The sequence below is a fragment of the Nocardia rosealba genome, from assembly GCF_020216065.1.
Classification (GTDB): domain Bacteria; phylum Actinomycetota; class Actinomycetes; order Mycobacteriales; family Mycobacteriaceae; genus Nocardia; species Nocardia rosealba.
The window spans coordinates 487852-503918 of the sequence record NZ_JAIWNA010000002.1 but is presented as its reverse complement, the minus strand read 5'-3'; the positions used below and the strand labels follow the sequence as shown (position 1 = coordinate 503918).

12 protein-coding genes and 1 riboswitch are annotated in these 16067 nt (G+C 69.2%); of the genes, 8 read left to right on the top strand and 4 right to left on the bottom strand.

Annotation, left to right across the window (positions count from 1 at the left end):
* Positions 1 to 8: 8 nt before the first annotated feature.
* Entirely contained in the window at positions 9 to 1523 is a 1515-nt protein-coding gene (locus LDL21_RS09165; protein WP_225279612.1) for an aldehyde dehydrogenase family protein, read from the top strand.
* Positions 1520 to 3073 (top strand): GMC family oxidoreductase, encoded by a 1554-nt coding sequence (locus LDL21_RS09160; RefSeq protein ID WP_225279611.1) that lies wholly within the window; start codon positions 1520 to 1522, stop codon positions 3071 to 3073. The genes LDL21_RS09165 and LDL21_RS09160 overlap by 4 nt, the downstream gene beginning before the upstream one ends.
* A gap of 1 nt (position 3074) precedes the next feature.
* Here LDL21_RS09160 and LDL21_RS09155 read toward each other — a convergent pair whose 3' ends face one another.
* Positions 3075 to 3533 (bottom strand): winged helix-turn-helix transcriptional regulator, encoded by a 459-nt coding sequence (locus tag LDL21_RS09155; RefSeq protein ID WP_225279610.1) that lies wholly within the window; start codon positions 3531 to 3533, stop codon positions 3075 to 3077.
* An 84-nt stretch (positions 3534 to 3617) separates the two neighbouring features.
* Between LDL21_RS09155 and LDL21_RS09150 the strand changes: the two genes are divergently transcribed.
* The 4 genes from LDL21_RS09150 to LDL21_RS09135 all read left to right on the top strand — a co-directional run bounded on the left by LDL21_RS09150 (position 3618) and on the right by LDL21_RS09135 (position 7665).
* Positions 3618 to 4844, top strand: coding sequence for an MFS transporter (locus tag LDL21_RS09150; RefSeq protein ID WP_225279609.1), 1227 nt, complete (start codon positions 3618 to 3620; stop codon positions 4842 to 4844).
* A 255-nt stretch (positions 4845 to 5099) separates the two neighbouring features.
* Complete coding sequence (locus LDL21_RS09145) at positions 5100 to 5642, top strand: HNH endonuclease (protein WP_067489111.1); 543 nt, start codon at positions 5100 to 5102, stop codon at positions 5640 to 5642.
* Entirely contained in the window at positions 5639 to 5884 is a 246-nt protein-coding gene (locus LDL21_RS09140; RefSeq protein WP_067488664.1) for a WhiB family transcriptional regulator, read from the top strand. The genes LDL21_RS09145 and LDL21_RS09140 overlap by 4 nt, the downstream gene beginning before the upstream one ends.
* A gap of 113 nt (positions 5885 to 5997) precedes the next feature.
* On the top strand, positions 5998 to 7665 hold the full coding sequence (locus LDL21_RS09135; RefSeq protein WP_225279608.1) for a substrate-binding domain-containing protein: 1668 nt from the start codon (positions 5998 to 6000) through the stop codon (positions 7663 to 7665).
* Here LDL21_RS09135 and LDL21_RS09130 read toward each other — a convergent pair whose 3' ends face one another.
* Positions 7666 to 8247 (bottom strand): TetR/AcrR family transcriptional regulator, encoded by a 582-nt coding sequence (locus LDL21_RS09130; RefSeq protein WP_225279607.1) that lies wholly within the window; start codon positions 8245 to 8247, stop codon positions 7666 to 7668.
* A gap of 122 nt (positions 8248 to 8369) precedes the next feature.
* Here LDL21_RS09130 and LDL21_RS09125 point away from each other — a divergent pair, with 122 nt between their 5' ends.
* Both LDL21_RS09125 and LDL21_RS09120 read left to right on the top strand, forming a co-directional pair.
* Entirely contained in the window at positions 8370 to 10127 is a 1758-nt protein-coding gene (locus LDL21_RS09125; RefSeq protein WP_225279606.1) for an ABC transporter ATP-binding protein, read from the top strand.
* Complete coding sequence (locus tag LDL21_RS09120; protein WP_225279605.1) at positions 10124 to 11839, top strand: ABC transporter ATP-binding protein; 1716 nt, start codon at positions 10124 to 10126, stop codon at positions 11837 to 11839. The genes LDL21_RS09125 and LDL21_RS09120 overlap by 4 nt, the downstream gene beginning before the upstream one ends.
* Before the next feature lie 46 nt (positions 11840 to 11885).
* Here the strand turns inward: LDL21_RS09120 and LDL21_RS09115 are convergent, their stop codons facing one another.
* Together LDL21_RS09115 and gcvP are read right to left on the bottom strand one after the other, a co-directional pair.
* Positions 11886 to 12737 carry a Vgb family protein gene (locus tag LDL21_RS09115; RefSeq protein WP_255674487.1) on the bottom strand — a complete coding sequence of 284 codons (852 nt, stop codon included), beginning with the start codon at positions 12735 to 12737 and terminating at the stop codon, positions 11886 to 11888.
* Positions 12738 to 12893: 156 nt separating this feature from the next.
* Positions 12894 to 15704 carry an aminomethyl-transferring glycine dehydrogenase gene (gene gcvP, locus LDL21_RS09110; RefSeq protein ID WP_225279604.1) on the bottom strand — a complete coding sequence of 937 codons (2811 nt, stop codon included), beginning with the start codon at positions 15702 to 15704 and terminating at the stop codon, positions 12894 to 12896.
* A 152-nt stretch (positions 15705 to 15856) separates the two neighbouring features.
* Positions 15857 to 15956, bottom strand: a riboswitch (glycine riboswitch).
* Between the last annotated feature and the right edge of the window lie 111 nt (positions 15957 to 16067).

The following is a 16067-nucleotide window of genomic DNA, read 5'->3' as shown; positions in this document are numbered from 1 at the left end:
GGACAACCATGAGCCAGACCCTCTACATCGATGGCACCTGGCGCGCGGCCGCGTCCGGGCTGACCCGCGAGATCCGCTGTCCGGCGGACAATTCCGTGGTCGGCACCGTCGCCGAGGCGGGCGCGGAGGACACCGAGGCCGCCATCGCCGCCGCCCGGCGCGCCTTCGACGACGGACCGTGGCGCAGCACCACTGCCGGTGAACGCGGCGATCTGCTGCTCGACATCGCCGACGCGATCGAGGGCAGACGCGAGCAGTTCGTGGGCGCCGAGACCTTGGACACTGGCAAACGCCCCTACGAGTCCGAGATCGACATGACCGACATCGAGAACTGCTTCCGGTACTTCGGCAAGCTCGCCGCCGAGGATGCGGGCCGGGTGGTCGACGCGGGCAATGCCGATATCGACTCGCGCATCGTCTACGAACCGGTCGGGGTGTGCGGGCTCATCACGCCGTGGAACTATCCGCTGCTGCAGGCCGCGTGGAAGGTGGCACCGGCGCTGGCCGCGGGCAACACCTTCGTGCTCAAGCCCGCCGAACTCACCCCGCACACCGCGATCCTGCTGATGACCGTCCTCGACGACCTCGGGGTGCCGCCGGGCGTGGCCAATCTCGTTCTCGGCGCCGGTCCGACCGCGGGCGCTCCCCTGTCGGCCCATCCCGATGTGGACCTCGTCTCCTTCACCGGCGGGCTGTCCACGGGCCGGGTCATCGCCCGCGAGGCAGCGGCGACGGTGAAGAAAGTGGCCCTCGAGCTGGGCGGCAAGAACCCGAACATCATCTTCGCCGACGCCTGCGACACCGACGAACGCCTCAGTGCCTGCGTCGACAACGCCCTCAACGCCGCGTTCCTGCACTCCGGCCAGGTGTGCTCGGCCGGGGCGCGGCTGGTGATCGAGGAGTCGGCGCACGACCGGTTCGTCGACGAGCTGGTCCGCCGCGCCCGCCGGATCCGCCTCGGGCTGCCGTTCGCCGACGGCACCGAGACCGGTCCGCTGATCTCGTCGGCGCACCGCGACAAGGTGCACGCCTATGTGGAACAGGCCCGCGCGGATGGGGCCGATATCCGCACCGGCGGTACCTTCGCCGTCGGCGACCAGGGCTCCGGCAATCTCGACGACGGCTGGTTCTACCTGCCGACCGTCATCGATCGCGCGAACCGCACCATGGCGTGCGTGCACGACGAGGCATTCGGCCCGACGGTCACGGTCGAGACGTTCACCACCGAGGAAGAGGCGATCTCCATCGCCAACGACACCGAGTACGGCCTGGCGGGCGCGGTGTGGTCCAGCGATTCCGCGCGGGCGCGGCGAGTGGCGGCCCGGGTGCGCGCGGGGACGGTGTGGGTCAACGACTTCGGGCCGTATCTGCCGCAGGCGGAGTGGGGCGGGTTCGGCCGCTCAGGTGTCGGCCGTGAACTCGGTCCGTCCGGGTTGCACGAGTATCGCGAGGCTAAGCACGTGTACGAGAACCTCCGGCCGGCGGTCACCGGCTGGTTCGAGCTGCGGGAGGACCAGCGGTGAATACCTACGACTATGTGATCGTCGGCGCCGGTTCGGCCGGCGCGGCGGTGGCCGCTCGCCTCTCGGAGGACCCGTCGGTGACGGTGTGCCTGCTCGAGGCAGGTCCGTCCGATGTGGACGACCCGGCGATCCTTCGCCTGGATCGCTGGATGGAACTGCTGGAATCGGGTTACGACTGGGACTATCCGATCGAGCCGCAGGAGAACGGCAATTCGTTCATGCGCCATGCCAGGGCCAAGGTGCTCGGTGGCTGTTCGTCGCACAACAGCTGCATCGCGTTCTGGGCGCCGCGCGAGGACCTGGACAGCTGGGAACGCGAGCACGGCGCGACCGGTTGGGGCGCGGACTCGGTGTACCGGCTCTACAGCCGGATCGAAACCAACGATGCTCCCGGCGAGCACCACGGGCGCAGCGGCCCGGTGAACATCATGACGGTGCCACCGAACGACCCCTGCGGTGTGGCGGTGCTCGACGCCTGCGCGGAGGTCGGGATTCCGCGTGCGGAGTTCAATGCTGATCGCACGGTTGTCAACGGCGCCAACTTCTTCCAGATCAACAGCCGCACCGACGGCACCCGTTCCTCGTCGTCGGTGAGCTACCTGCACCCGATCCTGGACCGGCCGAATCTCACCATCCGGACGGGTGCGTGGGCCAAGCGGATCCTCATCGAGGACGGGCGCGCGGTCGGTGTGGAGTACACCGACAACGCCTTCGGGCGGGCCACCCGGGTCACCGCCGAGCGGGAGGTGATCGTCTCGGCCGGGGCCATCGATTCGCCGAAGCTGCTGATGCTCTCGGGTATCGGTCCGGCGGATCATCTGCGCGAGAACGGAATCGACGTCGTGGTCGACTCCCCCGGCGTCGGTGCGCACCTGCAGGACCACCCCGAGGGGGTGATCGGGTTCGAGACGAAACAGCCGATGGTGCGCAGTTCGACGCAATGGTGGGAGGCGGGCATCTTCACCACCACCGTCGACGGGCTCGACCGGCCCGACCTGATGATGCACTACGGCAGCGTCCCCTTCGACATGCATACCCTGCGCCAGGGTTACCCGACGGCCGAGAACACCTTCTGCCTCACCCCCAATGTCACCCACGCCCGTTCGCGCGGCACCGTGCGGTTGCGCTCGCGCGATTTCCGCGACAAGCCGCGCGTGGACCCGCGCTACTTCACCGACGCCGAGGGCCACGACATGCGGGTGATGATCGCCGGCCTGCGCAAGGCCCGCGAGATCGCTTCCGCCGCAGCGCTTTCGGAATGGGTGGAACGCGAACTGTATCCGGGTCCGCAGGCCGAGACCGATGCCGAACTGGCCGACTACATCCGCCGCACCCACAACACCGTGTACCACCCCGTCGGCACCGTGCGGATGGGCGCACCGGACGATCCGATGAGCCCGCTCGACCCGGAACTGCGAGTCAAGGGCATCGAGGGACTGCGTGTGGCCGACGCGTCGGTGTTCCCGGCCCACACCACGGTGAATCCGAACATCACCGTCATGCTGGTCGGCGAACGCTGCGCGGAGCTGGTGGCCGCCGACCGAAAGTAGTTCACCCGCAGTCCACTCGCCGCACTTCGGTGGTTGCGGCGGTGACGACCGCGCCCGCCCGATTGCGCGGGCGTAGTTCGGCGAGTGGCCGGCCGTCACGGTCCACGAGCGTCGAGCGGGGCTCGTCCTCGGCGAAGGCATGACTCTCCCCCCACTGCCGCAGCGCGACGACGACGGTGAACAGGTCCCGCCCCGCCGGCGTCAACTCGTAGACGTACCGTTTGCCGCTCGCGGTCGCGCTGGTGCCGAGGATGCCCTCGTCGACGAGTCGGCGGAGGCGGTCGGCGAGGATGTTGCGCGCGATCCCGAGCCGCTGCCGCAACTCGGTGAACGACGCCGGTCCGTCCATGGCGTCCCGCACGATGAGCAGACTCCACCGATCACCCACCAGGTCGACAGTTCGCGCCACCGGGCAGGTGGCATCGGTCCATTCGCGGTCGGCACGGACCGTCGGAGCCATGGGCCACCTCCTAATAGGTTGCAATTCGAAACCATTATTGCCTACCTTTGATTTGGTTTCATTTTGCTACTCTTTGGAGGTCCGGTGGGTACACGACTGACGCGAGCACAACGGGTGATGCTGGCGGTGGTGTGCGCCGCGGCAGTCTCCACGATCTACGCGATCCAGCCGGTTCTCACAGTGGCGGGTGCGGAATTGGGGTTGTCGCCGCAGTCGTCCGGCGTCCTCATCGCCGCCGGGCAGATCGGGTATTTCGCCGGACTGATTCTGCTGGTCCCACTCGGTGACCTGGTGAACCGCCGTCGGCTCATCGGCGGCATGCTCGCGCTCACCTCGGTCGGGGCCGCGATCACCGCCGTCGCGCCCACCGGTGTCGTCGCGGTCGCCGGGCTCGCGGTCGCCGGGGTGTTCGCGGTCGTCGTCCAGGTGACCGTGGCATATGTCGCCGCCGTTTCCGCACCCCGTGAACGGGGCCGCAATATCGGCGCCGTCACCTCCGGTGTGGTGATCGGCATCCTCGGGGTCCGAGTCGTCGCGGGTCTGCTGGGTGACACGCTCGGCTGGCGGGCGGCCTATGCGGCGCTCGCGGTGCTCTGCGCGACGCTCGCCGTCCTCACCCGGAAGGTTTTGAGTCCGGACGTCAGAACCCGCGACGATCGGTACACCCAGGTGCTGCGGTCCACGGGACGGCTGGTGACCACGGACCGGCTGTTTCTGAGCCGGGGATCGATCACCTTCTTCGTCTTCGCGTCCTTCGGATCGCTGTGGAGCGGCCTCGCGCTCCCCCTCGCCGCGCACCCCTGGTCGTTGGGCACGACCGAGATCGGGCTGTTCGGGTTGTTCGGTCTCGCGGGCGCCCTCGGCGCGGGCCGGGCCGGCCGGTGGGCCGATTCCGGTCACGCGCAGCGGGTCACCGGCTCGGCCCTGCTGGTGCTCGCCGTGTCCTGGTTGTTCATCGCGCGGACCGGGACAGCGGTACTGCTCGTCGTCGGCATCGTGCTGCTCGATTTCGCCGTCCAGGCTGTGCACGTGAGCAGTCAGCATGTGCTGACCACCGCACATCCCGACCGCGCGGGCAGCGTCATCGGTGCCTACATGGCCTTCTACTCACTGGGCTCCGCGCTCGGCGCGGTCACCACGACGTGGGCTTACACCGTGTGGGGATGGTGGGCGTCCTGCCTGTTCGGCGCGCTCTACGCCCTGGCCGGGTTCGCCGTGTGGGCGGCGGCCCAGCTCTCACGCGTCGGCGTCACGGCCACGCCGGAATCACCCTTGGTGCCGGTGGGATGCGCTGTCGCCCACCGAAAATAAATGAGCCGACATTCCGGACACGGTGTGTCACCATGATTCTCACGACGGTGTATCGCGTCAGGCGAGACCGGCAGAGCACGTAGAGAGGAGGAGACGACCGTGAAACCAGCTGTACGACAGCATGATTCGAAGCCCGGATACCAGAGCACCGGCCACCGCGGCGCCGAGATGCGCGAAGCCGGTCGTCTCCCCATCGCGCACTGAGCGCACCCCACCTCTCCCTTCCGCTCGCTTCTTCGAAACATGGTGATTCCGATGATGATTCGTCATGCCGTCGTCCCGACGGCTCCCGCCGCCGACAACTGGATACACAGCCGCGTGCTGGTGCTCAACGCCAGCTACGAGGCGCTCGACGAGATCACCGCCGATCGCGCGGTGACACTGCTGCTCAGCGGCGCCGCCGAATCGGTCATCGACCGGGTACCGCGCTTCCCGATCCGCTCCCAGCGGCTCGAGGTGGCGTTGCCGGAGACCATCCGGTTGCTGCGCTACGTGTACCTGGCGCATGTGCGGCCGGTCGGCGAGGACAGCCGCGCCACCCTGGCCGGTGTGCTGCGCCGCGACAAGCACCGCTGCGGCTACTGCGCGAACTGGGCGGCCACCGTCGACCACATTCGCCCGCGCAGCCGAGGCGGCCCCAACACCTGGGGCAACCTCGTGGCCTGCTGCGCACCCTGCAATACGACCAAGGCCGACCGCACCCCAGAAGAGGCGGGGATGCGGTTGCTGTGGGAGCCCAAGGCACCCGACCCGCTCGCCCGCACACAGCGCCGGATCTGGAAGGAGTACGCGCCGTGACCACCGCATTGACCGACCTGCTCACCCTGTCCGATTCCGGGCGGTGGCATCGTGCCGCCTGCCGGGGCGACCCCAACCACGAGGCGTGGTTTCCGTACCCGTCGCAGGATTTCGACTACGCCCGCCGCATCTGCGCCGGTTGCCCGTTGCTCGCGGGGTGCACCGAGTACGCGGCGCGGACCGGTCAGTCCGGGGTGTGGGGTGGTCGTGAATACGACCGCGGCCGCGTGATCCGCGAATGACCGACCGGGGGCCGGGCGTCGACCACGACGCCCGACCGCCGGCTGTGAGCTGCGACGATGCGCCGGGGGATGCGCGGTGCGCCGCCCCGGCAACGAGTCCTTAAACTTGCCGCGTGGGTACACATCGCAGCGGGACCAGATCTCGACGTATCAGCAAAGGTCCGGTTATCGCGGCATCGGTGCTCGTGCTCGTACTCGTGGCCGTGTTCGCCTGGTTCCAGCTGCGCGATCGTGCCGCCGAATCCGATGTGGCCGCCGCGGCGGAATGTGTGGAGGGGCCCGCCGCCCTCGATGTCACCGTCGACCCGGCCGTGGCCGGTCCGGTGCGTGCGGCCGCGGAACGGTTCAACGCGACCAAGCCACGCGTGCGTGACCACTGCGCGCGCGTCGAGGTGACGGCCCGGCCCTCGGCGGCGCTCGGCGGCGCGCTCGCCGACACCAGCACCTGGGAACCCGGTCTCGGCCCGAAGCCCGGGCTGTGGATCGCCGACTCGAGCCGCTCGATCGAGCTGGTCCGAGTGCCCGGCTTGATCGAGGGCACCCCGGCCTCCATCGCGACCAGTCCCATCGTGCTCGCGGTGCCCGATCCGCTGCGGCAGGCACTCGAACAGCACCAGATCACCTGGGCCGACCTGCCCCGATTGCAGCAGGGTTCGCTCGACGAGATCGGGTTGACCGGCTGGGGTGGGCTGCGGATGGCGCTGCCCCCGGGTGACGCGACCACCGCGGCCGCCGCCGCGATCGGGTCTGCGGTGTCGGGCACCGACCCGCTCACCGAGCAGGCCGCCGCGTCCGGGCAGGTGGTCGCCGCCATTTCGGGACTCGCCGCCGCCGCCGAGAAACCGGCCGACCTGACTACGGCGATGGCCGCGATCAGCGCGGATCCGGCCGCGAACGAGATCCACGCGGTGGCCGCTACCGCTCAGCAACTGAGGACCGGTGGGCTCACCGCGTTCCGTCCGGCGGGCACCGCTCCGCTGGCGGACTATCCGGCGGCGGTGCTGTCGGGTCCGTGGGTCGACAAGATCCAGAACCTCATCGCCTCGCGCTTCATCGACTTCCTGCGGGCTCCCGAGCAGGCGGCCGCTTTCGCCGCCGACGGTTTCGGCCCGGCCATCGGTTCCGCGCCCGCCAATCCTGGCAAGGCGGCGCTCGAGAAGGTGCGCGCCACCATCGACAACCCGGTGCTCGGTGTGAATGCGACTGTGCTGCTCGATGTCTCGTCGTCGATGGGCACCACCGACGGCTCGATGACGCGCCTCGCCACCTCGGGCGCCGCGCTCGCCTCGACCCTGCAGGTGATGCCGCCCGACTTCGGGCTCGGCCTGTGGACGTTCGGCAAGAATCTCGATGGAACCAATCCGTACCAGGTGAATGTGGCTACCGGCCTGCTCACCGACACCCAGCGTAATGCCGTGGGATCGGCGGTGACCTCACTGAAGCCGAGCACGGTGAGTACCGACCAGGCTTATCCGAGTCTGCTCGCCGCCTATCGCGCGGCGGTAGCGAACTACTCCCCCGGCCGCACCAATTCGATTCTGCTCATCACCGACGGACCGGACGACGATTCCTCGCTGACCGGCGCCGACCTGCTCGCCCAGATCGCGGCGGCCAACCAGTCGGGTAAGCCGGTGCGGGTGGACGTCATCGTGGTCGGTGGCGAAGGCACCCAGACCTTGCAGGAGCTGTCCGCGCAGACGGGCGGCACCTATACCCGGATGCCGACCAGCAACGATATCGGCTTCGGAACGGCCGTGGTCAAGGCGTTGACCACCCCGTAGTCAGTCGCCCCAGAGGGCCCGTAATGGGTCGAGTGCCTCGTCGACATAGGCGGCGACGGGTCGGTCACCGCCGTCGAGGAACCACTGTTCCAAGGCGGCGAGGTAGCCGAAGATGAGCGCGTTGGTCGCCACCTTGGCCTGCGCCTCGGAGAAACGGCCTGTCGAGGCGAGCAGCGGTGACAGCCGCTGGCTCGTGCGGTCGGCCGAGGCGTAGGCCGCGCGCCGAACCGACGGTTCGGTGAAGTGATAGCGCAGGCTGCGCCGCCACGGACCGGGTTCGGAGCCAGATTCGTTCGTGCCCGTGTCGTACTCGCGCACGGATCGGATGAGGCTGCCGATCGGATCGTGCGGGTCGACCACCTTCGCGAGCTGTTCGTCGCTGAGGTTGTCGAACTCGTCGGCGACGATGATGCCCTCCTTGGTGCCGAAGAGCCGGTAGACCGTCGAGGGTGAGACCTCGGCCGCGGCGGCGATCTCCTCGATGGTGACCGCGGCGAAGCCCTTCGCGTCGAACAGGTCGAGCGCGCGTTCCTGAACGGTGTGCATGGCGTTGAGCCGCCAGCGTTCGCGTAGTCCAGCCATGTGGCCAGGTTATCAGGAAGTCACTATCTGCTGACTGCCACTTTCATTCAGACATTGACTGTCTGTAAGGACGCTCGTACAGTCGCTGTCTAGAGACAGTGACTTTCTGAATCGAGTGTGCGATGACGATGACAATCGAACGGGGCGGGGCGGAGCCGCCGCCGAGCCTGGCGAGTTCGGTCCGCCCCTATGCCCCCGGGTTCGCCGCCGTGATGATCGCGCAGGTCATCGGCTCGCTCGCCGGGTTGGCGCCGTTGCTCGCGGTGGTCGAGGTGGGCCGGGTGCTCTTGTCGGCCGGGCCGGTGGATCACGACCATGTGTGGCTCGCGGTGCTGGTCGGGGCGGTCGGTCTGCTGGTGCGGCTGGTGTTCACCGGTACGGCGGCCGGGCTCGGCCATGTTCTCGACGGCCGGGTACAGCTGGGGTTCCGGCGCCGGCTCGCCGCCCAGCTGGGGCGCGTGCCGATCGGCTGGTTCTCGGGCCGCCGAACCGGTGAGCTGGCCAAGGTGGTCGGCGACGACGTGAGCGCGGTGCATCCGGTGCTCGCGCACGCGCCGGGTGAGCTGGTGTCGGCATTCGTGGTGCCATTGGTTTCGCTGGCGTATCTGTGCACGGTGGACTGGCAGCTCACGCTCATCACACTCGTCCCGGTCCTGCTCGCACTGCTGCACGTGCCGCTGCTCCTGCTGCCGGCGAGGGAACGCGAACAGCGGGAGTTCGACGCCGCGATGGGTCGCATCGCCGATGCGGTGGTGGAGTTCGTGCAGGGCATCGCGGTGGTCAAGGCCTTCGGCGATGGCGATCGGGCACATCGGCGATTCCGCACGGCCGCAGACGAATTCGCCGATACATTCCTGCGTTTCGTCCGCGGTCTCGCCCCGGTGGCAGCCGGGATGCAGCTGGCGTTGTCGCCGCCGTTCGTGCTGCTGGTGATTCTGAGCGGTGGCACCTTCCTGCTGACCCGTGGCGAGCTGATCGCCGCCGATCTGCTGCCGTTCCTGCTGCTCGGGCTCGGCCTGACCGCGCCGGTCGCGGCGCTGCAACACGGTTTCGACGATCTGCAGGCGGCCGGTCACGCGATCGGCCGGATCAACGAGGTACTCGCCGTGCGGCCACTGCCCGAACCCGCACAACCCGTGGCACCGCGCGGGCACCGAGTCGAGCTGCGAGACGTGCGATTCGGCTACGACGACCGGGAGGTGCTGCGCGGGATCGATCTGGTCCTCGAGCCGGGTACCGTCACCGCACTGGTCGGACCGTCGGGCAGCGGCAAATCGACACTGGCGCAACTACTTCTGCGATTCTTCGACCCGAGTCACGGCAGCGTCGTCCTCGGTGGCGCCGATCTGCGTGACATCGGCAGCGATCGGCTCTACCGGTCGGTGTCGTTCGTCTTCCAGGATGTGCGACTGCTGCGCGCCTCGGTCGCCGACAATATCGCGCTCGCCGTGCCACACGCCGACCGTGAACGGGTGATCGAGGCCGCCCGGCTGGCCGGGATCCACGAACGGATCCTCGACCTGCCGCACGGGTACGACACCGTTCTCGGCGAACAGGCCGGACTCTCCGGCGGTGAGGCACAACGACTTTCGCTCGCCCGCGCCCTGCTGGCCGACACCCCTGTACTGGTGCTCGACGAGGCGACTGCCTTCGCCGACCCGCAGACCGAGCGGGCGTTACGCCAGGCCATGGCGAACCTGCGCGGTGACCGCACGGTGCTCGTCATCGCCCATCGACACGAAACCATCGCCGACGCCGACACGGTCGTCCTGCTGCGGGACGGCGTGATCGTCGAGCGCGGCGCACCCACCCGACTGCTGGCCGAGGGCGGCGCGTTCGCCGCGTTCTGGCGGGCCGAACAAGGAAGCGAGCTGTCATGATCCGCACACTGTTACGGGTGCTCGGTCATCAGTACGCGGGCCCGGTTCGCCGGACCGTGGTGTTGATGAGTGTCACCGCCGTGCTCGAAGGGTTGTCCTATCTGCTGCTCGTTCCCGTGTTGCGTGAGCTGTTCGGCAGCGAACCCGCGCGGGCCTGGCCGTGGCTGATCGGGTTCGGTTGCGCGGTCGCGGGGTACGCCGTGTTGCGTTATGTCAGCGATCTGTCGGGTTTCCGGTCGGGCACCACACTGCTGCGCGGGACCTACCACCGCGTCGGCGACCACCTGGCGCGGTTGCCGGTCGGCTGGTTCGGGCCGGACCGGGTGGGTGAGGTGTCGGTGCTGGCCAGCCGGGGTGTGCTCGAGGCGATGGGCGTGATCGCGCATCTGCTCAGCCCGTTCATCACCGCGACGCTGACGCCGGCGACCATCGTGGTGGTGATCGCGGTGTTCGATTGGCGGCTCGGACTGGCCGCGCTGGTCGCCGTCCCCCTGGTGGCCGTGGTGCAGATCCGGGCGAGTCGTGCACTGGCGGCCACCGATGCCGACCGGCACGCCCGCGACCACGAGGCTGCGGGCCGCGTGATCGAATATCTGCGGGCCCAGCCCGTGTTGCGCGCCGGTGGCCGAAGCACCGAACGGTTCGGTCTGCTCGACGACGCGCTGCGCGAGTTGCAGCGAGCCACTCATCGGTCGGTGCGCACCGCGCTGCCGGGGATGGTCGGTCTCACGCTCGTCGTCCAGACCGCATTCACCGTGCTGCTAGCGCTCGGCGCCTACCTCGCGCTCGGCGGACGGATCGGTGCGGCCGAGCTGCTGGCGATCTTGGTGCTCGCCGCCCGTTGCGCCGAACCGTTGCTGTCACTGGCCGATCTGGGTGGCAAGCTGCGTAGCGCACATTCCCAGCTCACCCGGCTGGACGACCTGCTCAGCACCGAACCGCTTCCCGAGCCGCGCGATCCGGTCCGCCCGAGCCGCCACGATCTGGAATTCGACGCCGTCGGCTTCGCGCGCGACGGTCGCACAGTGCTGGCCGGGCTGACATTCCAGGTGCCGCAGGGTCGGCGGTTCGCGATCGTCGGCCCCTCCGGCGCCGGGAAATCCACGGTGCTCCAATTGCTCGCCCGGTTCCACGATGTCGACGCGGGCGCGGTGCGTATCGGCGGTGTCGATGTACGCGACATCGACACCGCGACCCTGATGTCGTCCCTCGCGATCGTCTTCCAGGATGTGTACCTGTTCGACGGCACGATCGAGGACAACATTCGCCTCGGCCGCCCCGACGCCACCGACACCGAGGTGCGGGCGGCGGCGACCGCGGCCGGGCTGGACGAGGTGGTCGACCGGCTGCCCGGTGGCTGGTCGGCCGCCGTCGGCGAGGGCGGTGCGCTGCTGTCCGGTGGTGAGCGCCAACGTGTTTCGATCGCCCGCGCCCTCCTGAAGGACGCACCCATCGTGCTGCTCGACGAAGTCACCTCGGCACTCGACCCCACCAACGAAGCAGCCGTCCACCGTGGCATCGAACGCCTGATGGCCGGGCGAACCGTCATCGTCGTCGCCCACCGCCTGCGCACGGTCCGAACCGCCGACCGCGTCCTCTTCCTGGACAAGGGAAGTGTCGTGGAGCAGGGCACCCACCACGAACTCGTCGAAAAGGGCGGGCGCTACGCAGATTTCGTGGAGATCACCGACGCTGCGGTCACCACCAGTTGATGACCGCAGCAGTACCCAACCTGGCGTGGCAGAGGTGCCCCAGGGGTCAGCCTGGTGAAACCTCGACCAGCGCCCCGGATTCCATGGCCACCCAGAGGTGACCGGTGGAATCCACCGTGAGTCCGTGGGGCTCGGCGCCGGGGAGGGTGAGGTGGTCGATCTTGCCGTCGGTGTCGATCCGGCCCAGGTTCCCGCTGGCCCATTCGGTGAACCAGAGCGCGCCGTCGGGGCCCGTGACGATTGCGTGTGGGCGTGAATCACGGTCCGGCAGGGCGTATTCGGTGACGGTGCCCGCGCTGTCGATCCGGCCGATCGCGCCCACGCCGATCTCGGTGAACCACACCGCACCGTCCGGCCCGGAGGTGATGCCGACCGGCGCCGCCTCCTGGGTGGGCAGGGGGTGCAGGGTCACCGTGAGGGCGGTGTCGATGCGGCCGATCGCGTTGCCCTGGTTCACCGTGAACCACACCGCACCGTCGGAGCCCGCGGTGATCATCGACGGCATGCCGTCGACCGCGACCCCCTCGATCTTGCCGTCGCCCGCGATCCGGCCGACCCGACCGGCCTGCAATTCGGTGAACCACATGCCGCCGGGCCCAGCGCACACACCGTAGGGCCCGTCCATCGGCAGACTGCTCACCGCGCCGTCGAGGGTGATCCGGCCCAGCCTGCCACCGTGGAACTCGGTGAACCACAAAGCGTTATCGTTCCCCGCCACGATCACCGTGGGTTGGCCACCGACGGGGTCGAGGGCAAAGGTGTCGACCTGTCCCTCGGCATACCGCCCGATGGCACCCTGGGTCACCAATGTGAACCACAACGCGCCGTCCGGTCCGACGGTGACCCCGTACGGTGCTCCGGCTACCTCGATCTCGCGCACTATCTCGCCGATACTCAACGATTCGATCCCCTCCTGGTCATGGGAACATCCCGCCCCATCCGCCACCGTACCGACCGCGCCCACGCCGGGCAGCCCACCGGGTGCCCGAATTCGGGGCCGTGAACGAATCCGGGCCCCGCCGAACAGCATCGGCGGGGCCCGGATCAGCGGGGATCAGTCCTGATACGCGGCGAGCGGCGGGCAGGAGCACACGAGATTGCGGTCGCCGAACGCGCCATCGATGCGCCGCACGGCAGGCCAGATCTTCGGCCGGGCGTGTCCCACGCCGCGCGGGTAGACGGCGGTTTCCCGGCTGTAGGGGTGGTTCCACTCGCCGACGAGGCAGGCCGCGGTGTGCGGTGCACCGCGCAGTGGGTTGTCGGTGACGGGCCAGACACCGGCGGCGACCTGGTCGATCTCACCGCGGATGGCGATCATGGCGTCGATGAAGGCGTCGAGTTCCTCGAGATTCTCGCTCTCGGTCGGCTCGACCATCAGCGTGCCGGCGACCGGGAAACTCATGGTCGGCGCGTGGAAACCGTAGTCCGCCAGTCGCTTTGCCACATCGTCGACGGTGACACCGGTCTGCTTGGTGATCTCGCGCAGATCCAGGATGCACTCGTGGGCGACCATCCCGTTCTCGCCGGTGTAGAGCACCGGGAAGGAGGCGTCGAGGCGGCGGGCGATGTAGTTGGCCGACGCGATGGCCGTCAGCGTGGCCGCGCGCAACCCCTCGGCGCCCATCATCCGGATGTAGGCCCAGGTGATCGGCAGGATCGAGGCCGAACCGTAGTTGGCGGCCGACACCGCGTGCGAACCGTTCTCGAGCGGATCACCCGGCAGGTACTGCGCCAGGTGTGAGCGCACCGCCACGGGGCCCACGCCCGGACCGCCACCACCGTGCGGGATGCAGAAGGTCTTGTGCAGGTTCAGGTGGCTCACGTCGCCGCCGAACCGGCCCGGACGGGCAAGTCCGACAAGGGCATTCAGGTTCGCACCGTCCACGTACACCTGACCGCCCGCGTCGTGCACCAGCGCGCAAAGCTCGGCGACCTCGTGCTCGTACACGCCGTGGGTGGACGGGTAGGTGATCATGATGCAGGCCAGCCGCTCGGCGTGGTCGGCGATCTTGGCGCGCAGGTCGTCGAGGTCGATGTCGCCGTTCTCCCGGCACTTCACCACCTCGACCCGCATGCCGACCATGGCCGCCGAGGCGGCGTTGGTGCCGTGCGCGCTCGACGGGATCAGGCAGGTGTCGCGGTGGTCGTCGCCGCGGTCCAGGTGGTAGCGGCGGATCGCGAGCAGTCCCGCGTACTCGCCCTGGCTACCGGCGTTGGGCTGCAGGCTCACCGCGTCGTAGCCGGTGATCTCGCACAGCCACTGCTCGAGGTCGGCCACGAGCTTGCGGATGCCGGGCGAGTCCTCGGTGGGGGCGAAGGGGTGCAGCCGGGCGAAACCGGGCCAGGTGATGGCCTCCATCTCGGCGGTCGCGTTGAGCTTCATGGTGCAGGAACCGAGCGGGATCATGCTGCGGTCCAGGGCGATGTCCTTGTCCGAGAGCGAACGCAGGTAGCGCAGCATGGCGGTCTCGGTGTGGTGGCGGGTGAACGCCGGATGCGTCAGGTACTCCGAGGTGCGGGTCTCGATGCCGACCGGTTCGGCGCCGGCGCCGGACTCGGGCGTCAGTGCGGTGCCGAACGATTCGACGACGGCGGCGACATGGGCTTCGGTGGTCGCCTCGTCGCAGGCGATGGAGACGTGGTCGGCGTCGACCAGTCGCAGGTTGATCCCCTTCGACTTCGCCTTGGCGACAACGGCTTCCGCACCACCGGGCACGTGCGCGAGCACCGTGTCGAAGAAGGCGCCGTGCACCACCGCACCGCCGAGACCGGTCGCGACGGCGGCGGCGTGCTCGTGCACCCGGCGCGCGATGGCCCGCAGTCCGTTGGCACCGTGGTAGCTCGCGTACATGGCGGCGACGATGGCCAGCAGCACCTGGGCGGTACAGATGTTGGAGGTGGCCTTCTCGCGGCGGATGTGCTGCTCACGGGTCTGCAGCGCCAGGCGGTAGGCCGGGGCGCCGTCGGCGTCGACCGACACACCGACCAGGCGGCCCGGCAGCTGACGGGCGAACGCGGTGCGCACGGCGAGGTACCCGGCGTGCGGGCCACCGAAGCCCATGGGGACACCGAAACGCTGGGTGGTCCCGAAGCACACGTCGGCGCCCTGTTCGCCGGGCGGGGTCACCAGGGTCATCGCCAGCAGGTCGGCACCGGCGGCGACCAGCGCGCCGCGCTCGTGGGCGGCGGTGAACACCTCGGTCCAGTCGACGATGCGACCCGACGCGCCGGGGGTCTGCACGATCACGCCGAAGAAGTCGCCCTCGGGCAGCACCCCGGTGGACAGGTCGGCCTCGACGAGTTCGATGCCGAGCGGCTCGGCGCGGGTGCCGATGATGGTCTTGGTCTGCGGGAACAGATCGGTGTCGAGCAGCAGCCGGTTCGACTTGGACTTGCCCGCGCGGCGCAGCAACGTCATCGCCTCGGCGGCGGCGGTCGCCTCGTCCAGCATCGAGGCGTTGGCCACGTCCATGCCGGTCAGGTCCGACACCATGGTCTGGAAGTTGAGCAGCGCCTCGAGCCTGCCCTGGCTGATCTCGGGCTGGTACGGGGTGTAGGCGGTGTACCAGGCGGGGTTCTCGAGCAGGTTGCGCACCAGCACGGGCGGGGTGAGCGTGTCGTAGTAGCCGAGCCCGATCATCGAGGTGGCGACGGTGTTGGCCTGGGCCAGACCGGCCAGCTCGGCGAGTACCTCGTGTTCGCTCGCGGGCGCGGGCAGCGCGGCGAGGCCGGACTCGTCGAGGATGGTGGCGGGCAACGCCGTGGTCGCGAGCGCGTCGACGGACTCGACACCGATGGTCGCGAGGATCCGGGCGAGTTCGTCGGAATCGGGTCCGATGTGGCGGTCGGCAAACGAACGGGTCACGGCAGCTCCAGGTCGGGCGGGTCGGCCTCGTGGCCGACGGGTACCAGCCCTCCCCCTCTGTCTGTGCGCCTGAGAGATTCGGTAGCCGGTCGAGACCGTGCCCCTTTCCCCGTGGGCGGGCAGCCGGATGCCACCGCTTTCCAGAGGCGTCGAATCACCGCGCGGTCCCTGTTGCCTGAGAGATTGACGGGGAGGTGCTGCTCCTTCGGCGCCCGGACTCTTGCGATCCCAGGACTCTCCCGCACGACGGCGACGCACCCCCGAGTCTAGAGGCAGCAAACCCCCGGTCGCGCCACCAGGGCCCGCCGGGGGTGTAGTGCTCGTCACTCCCCCACCGTGCCGAGGAGACGTTTCGATCCCCCT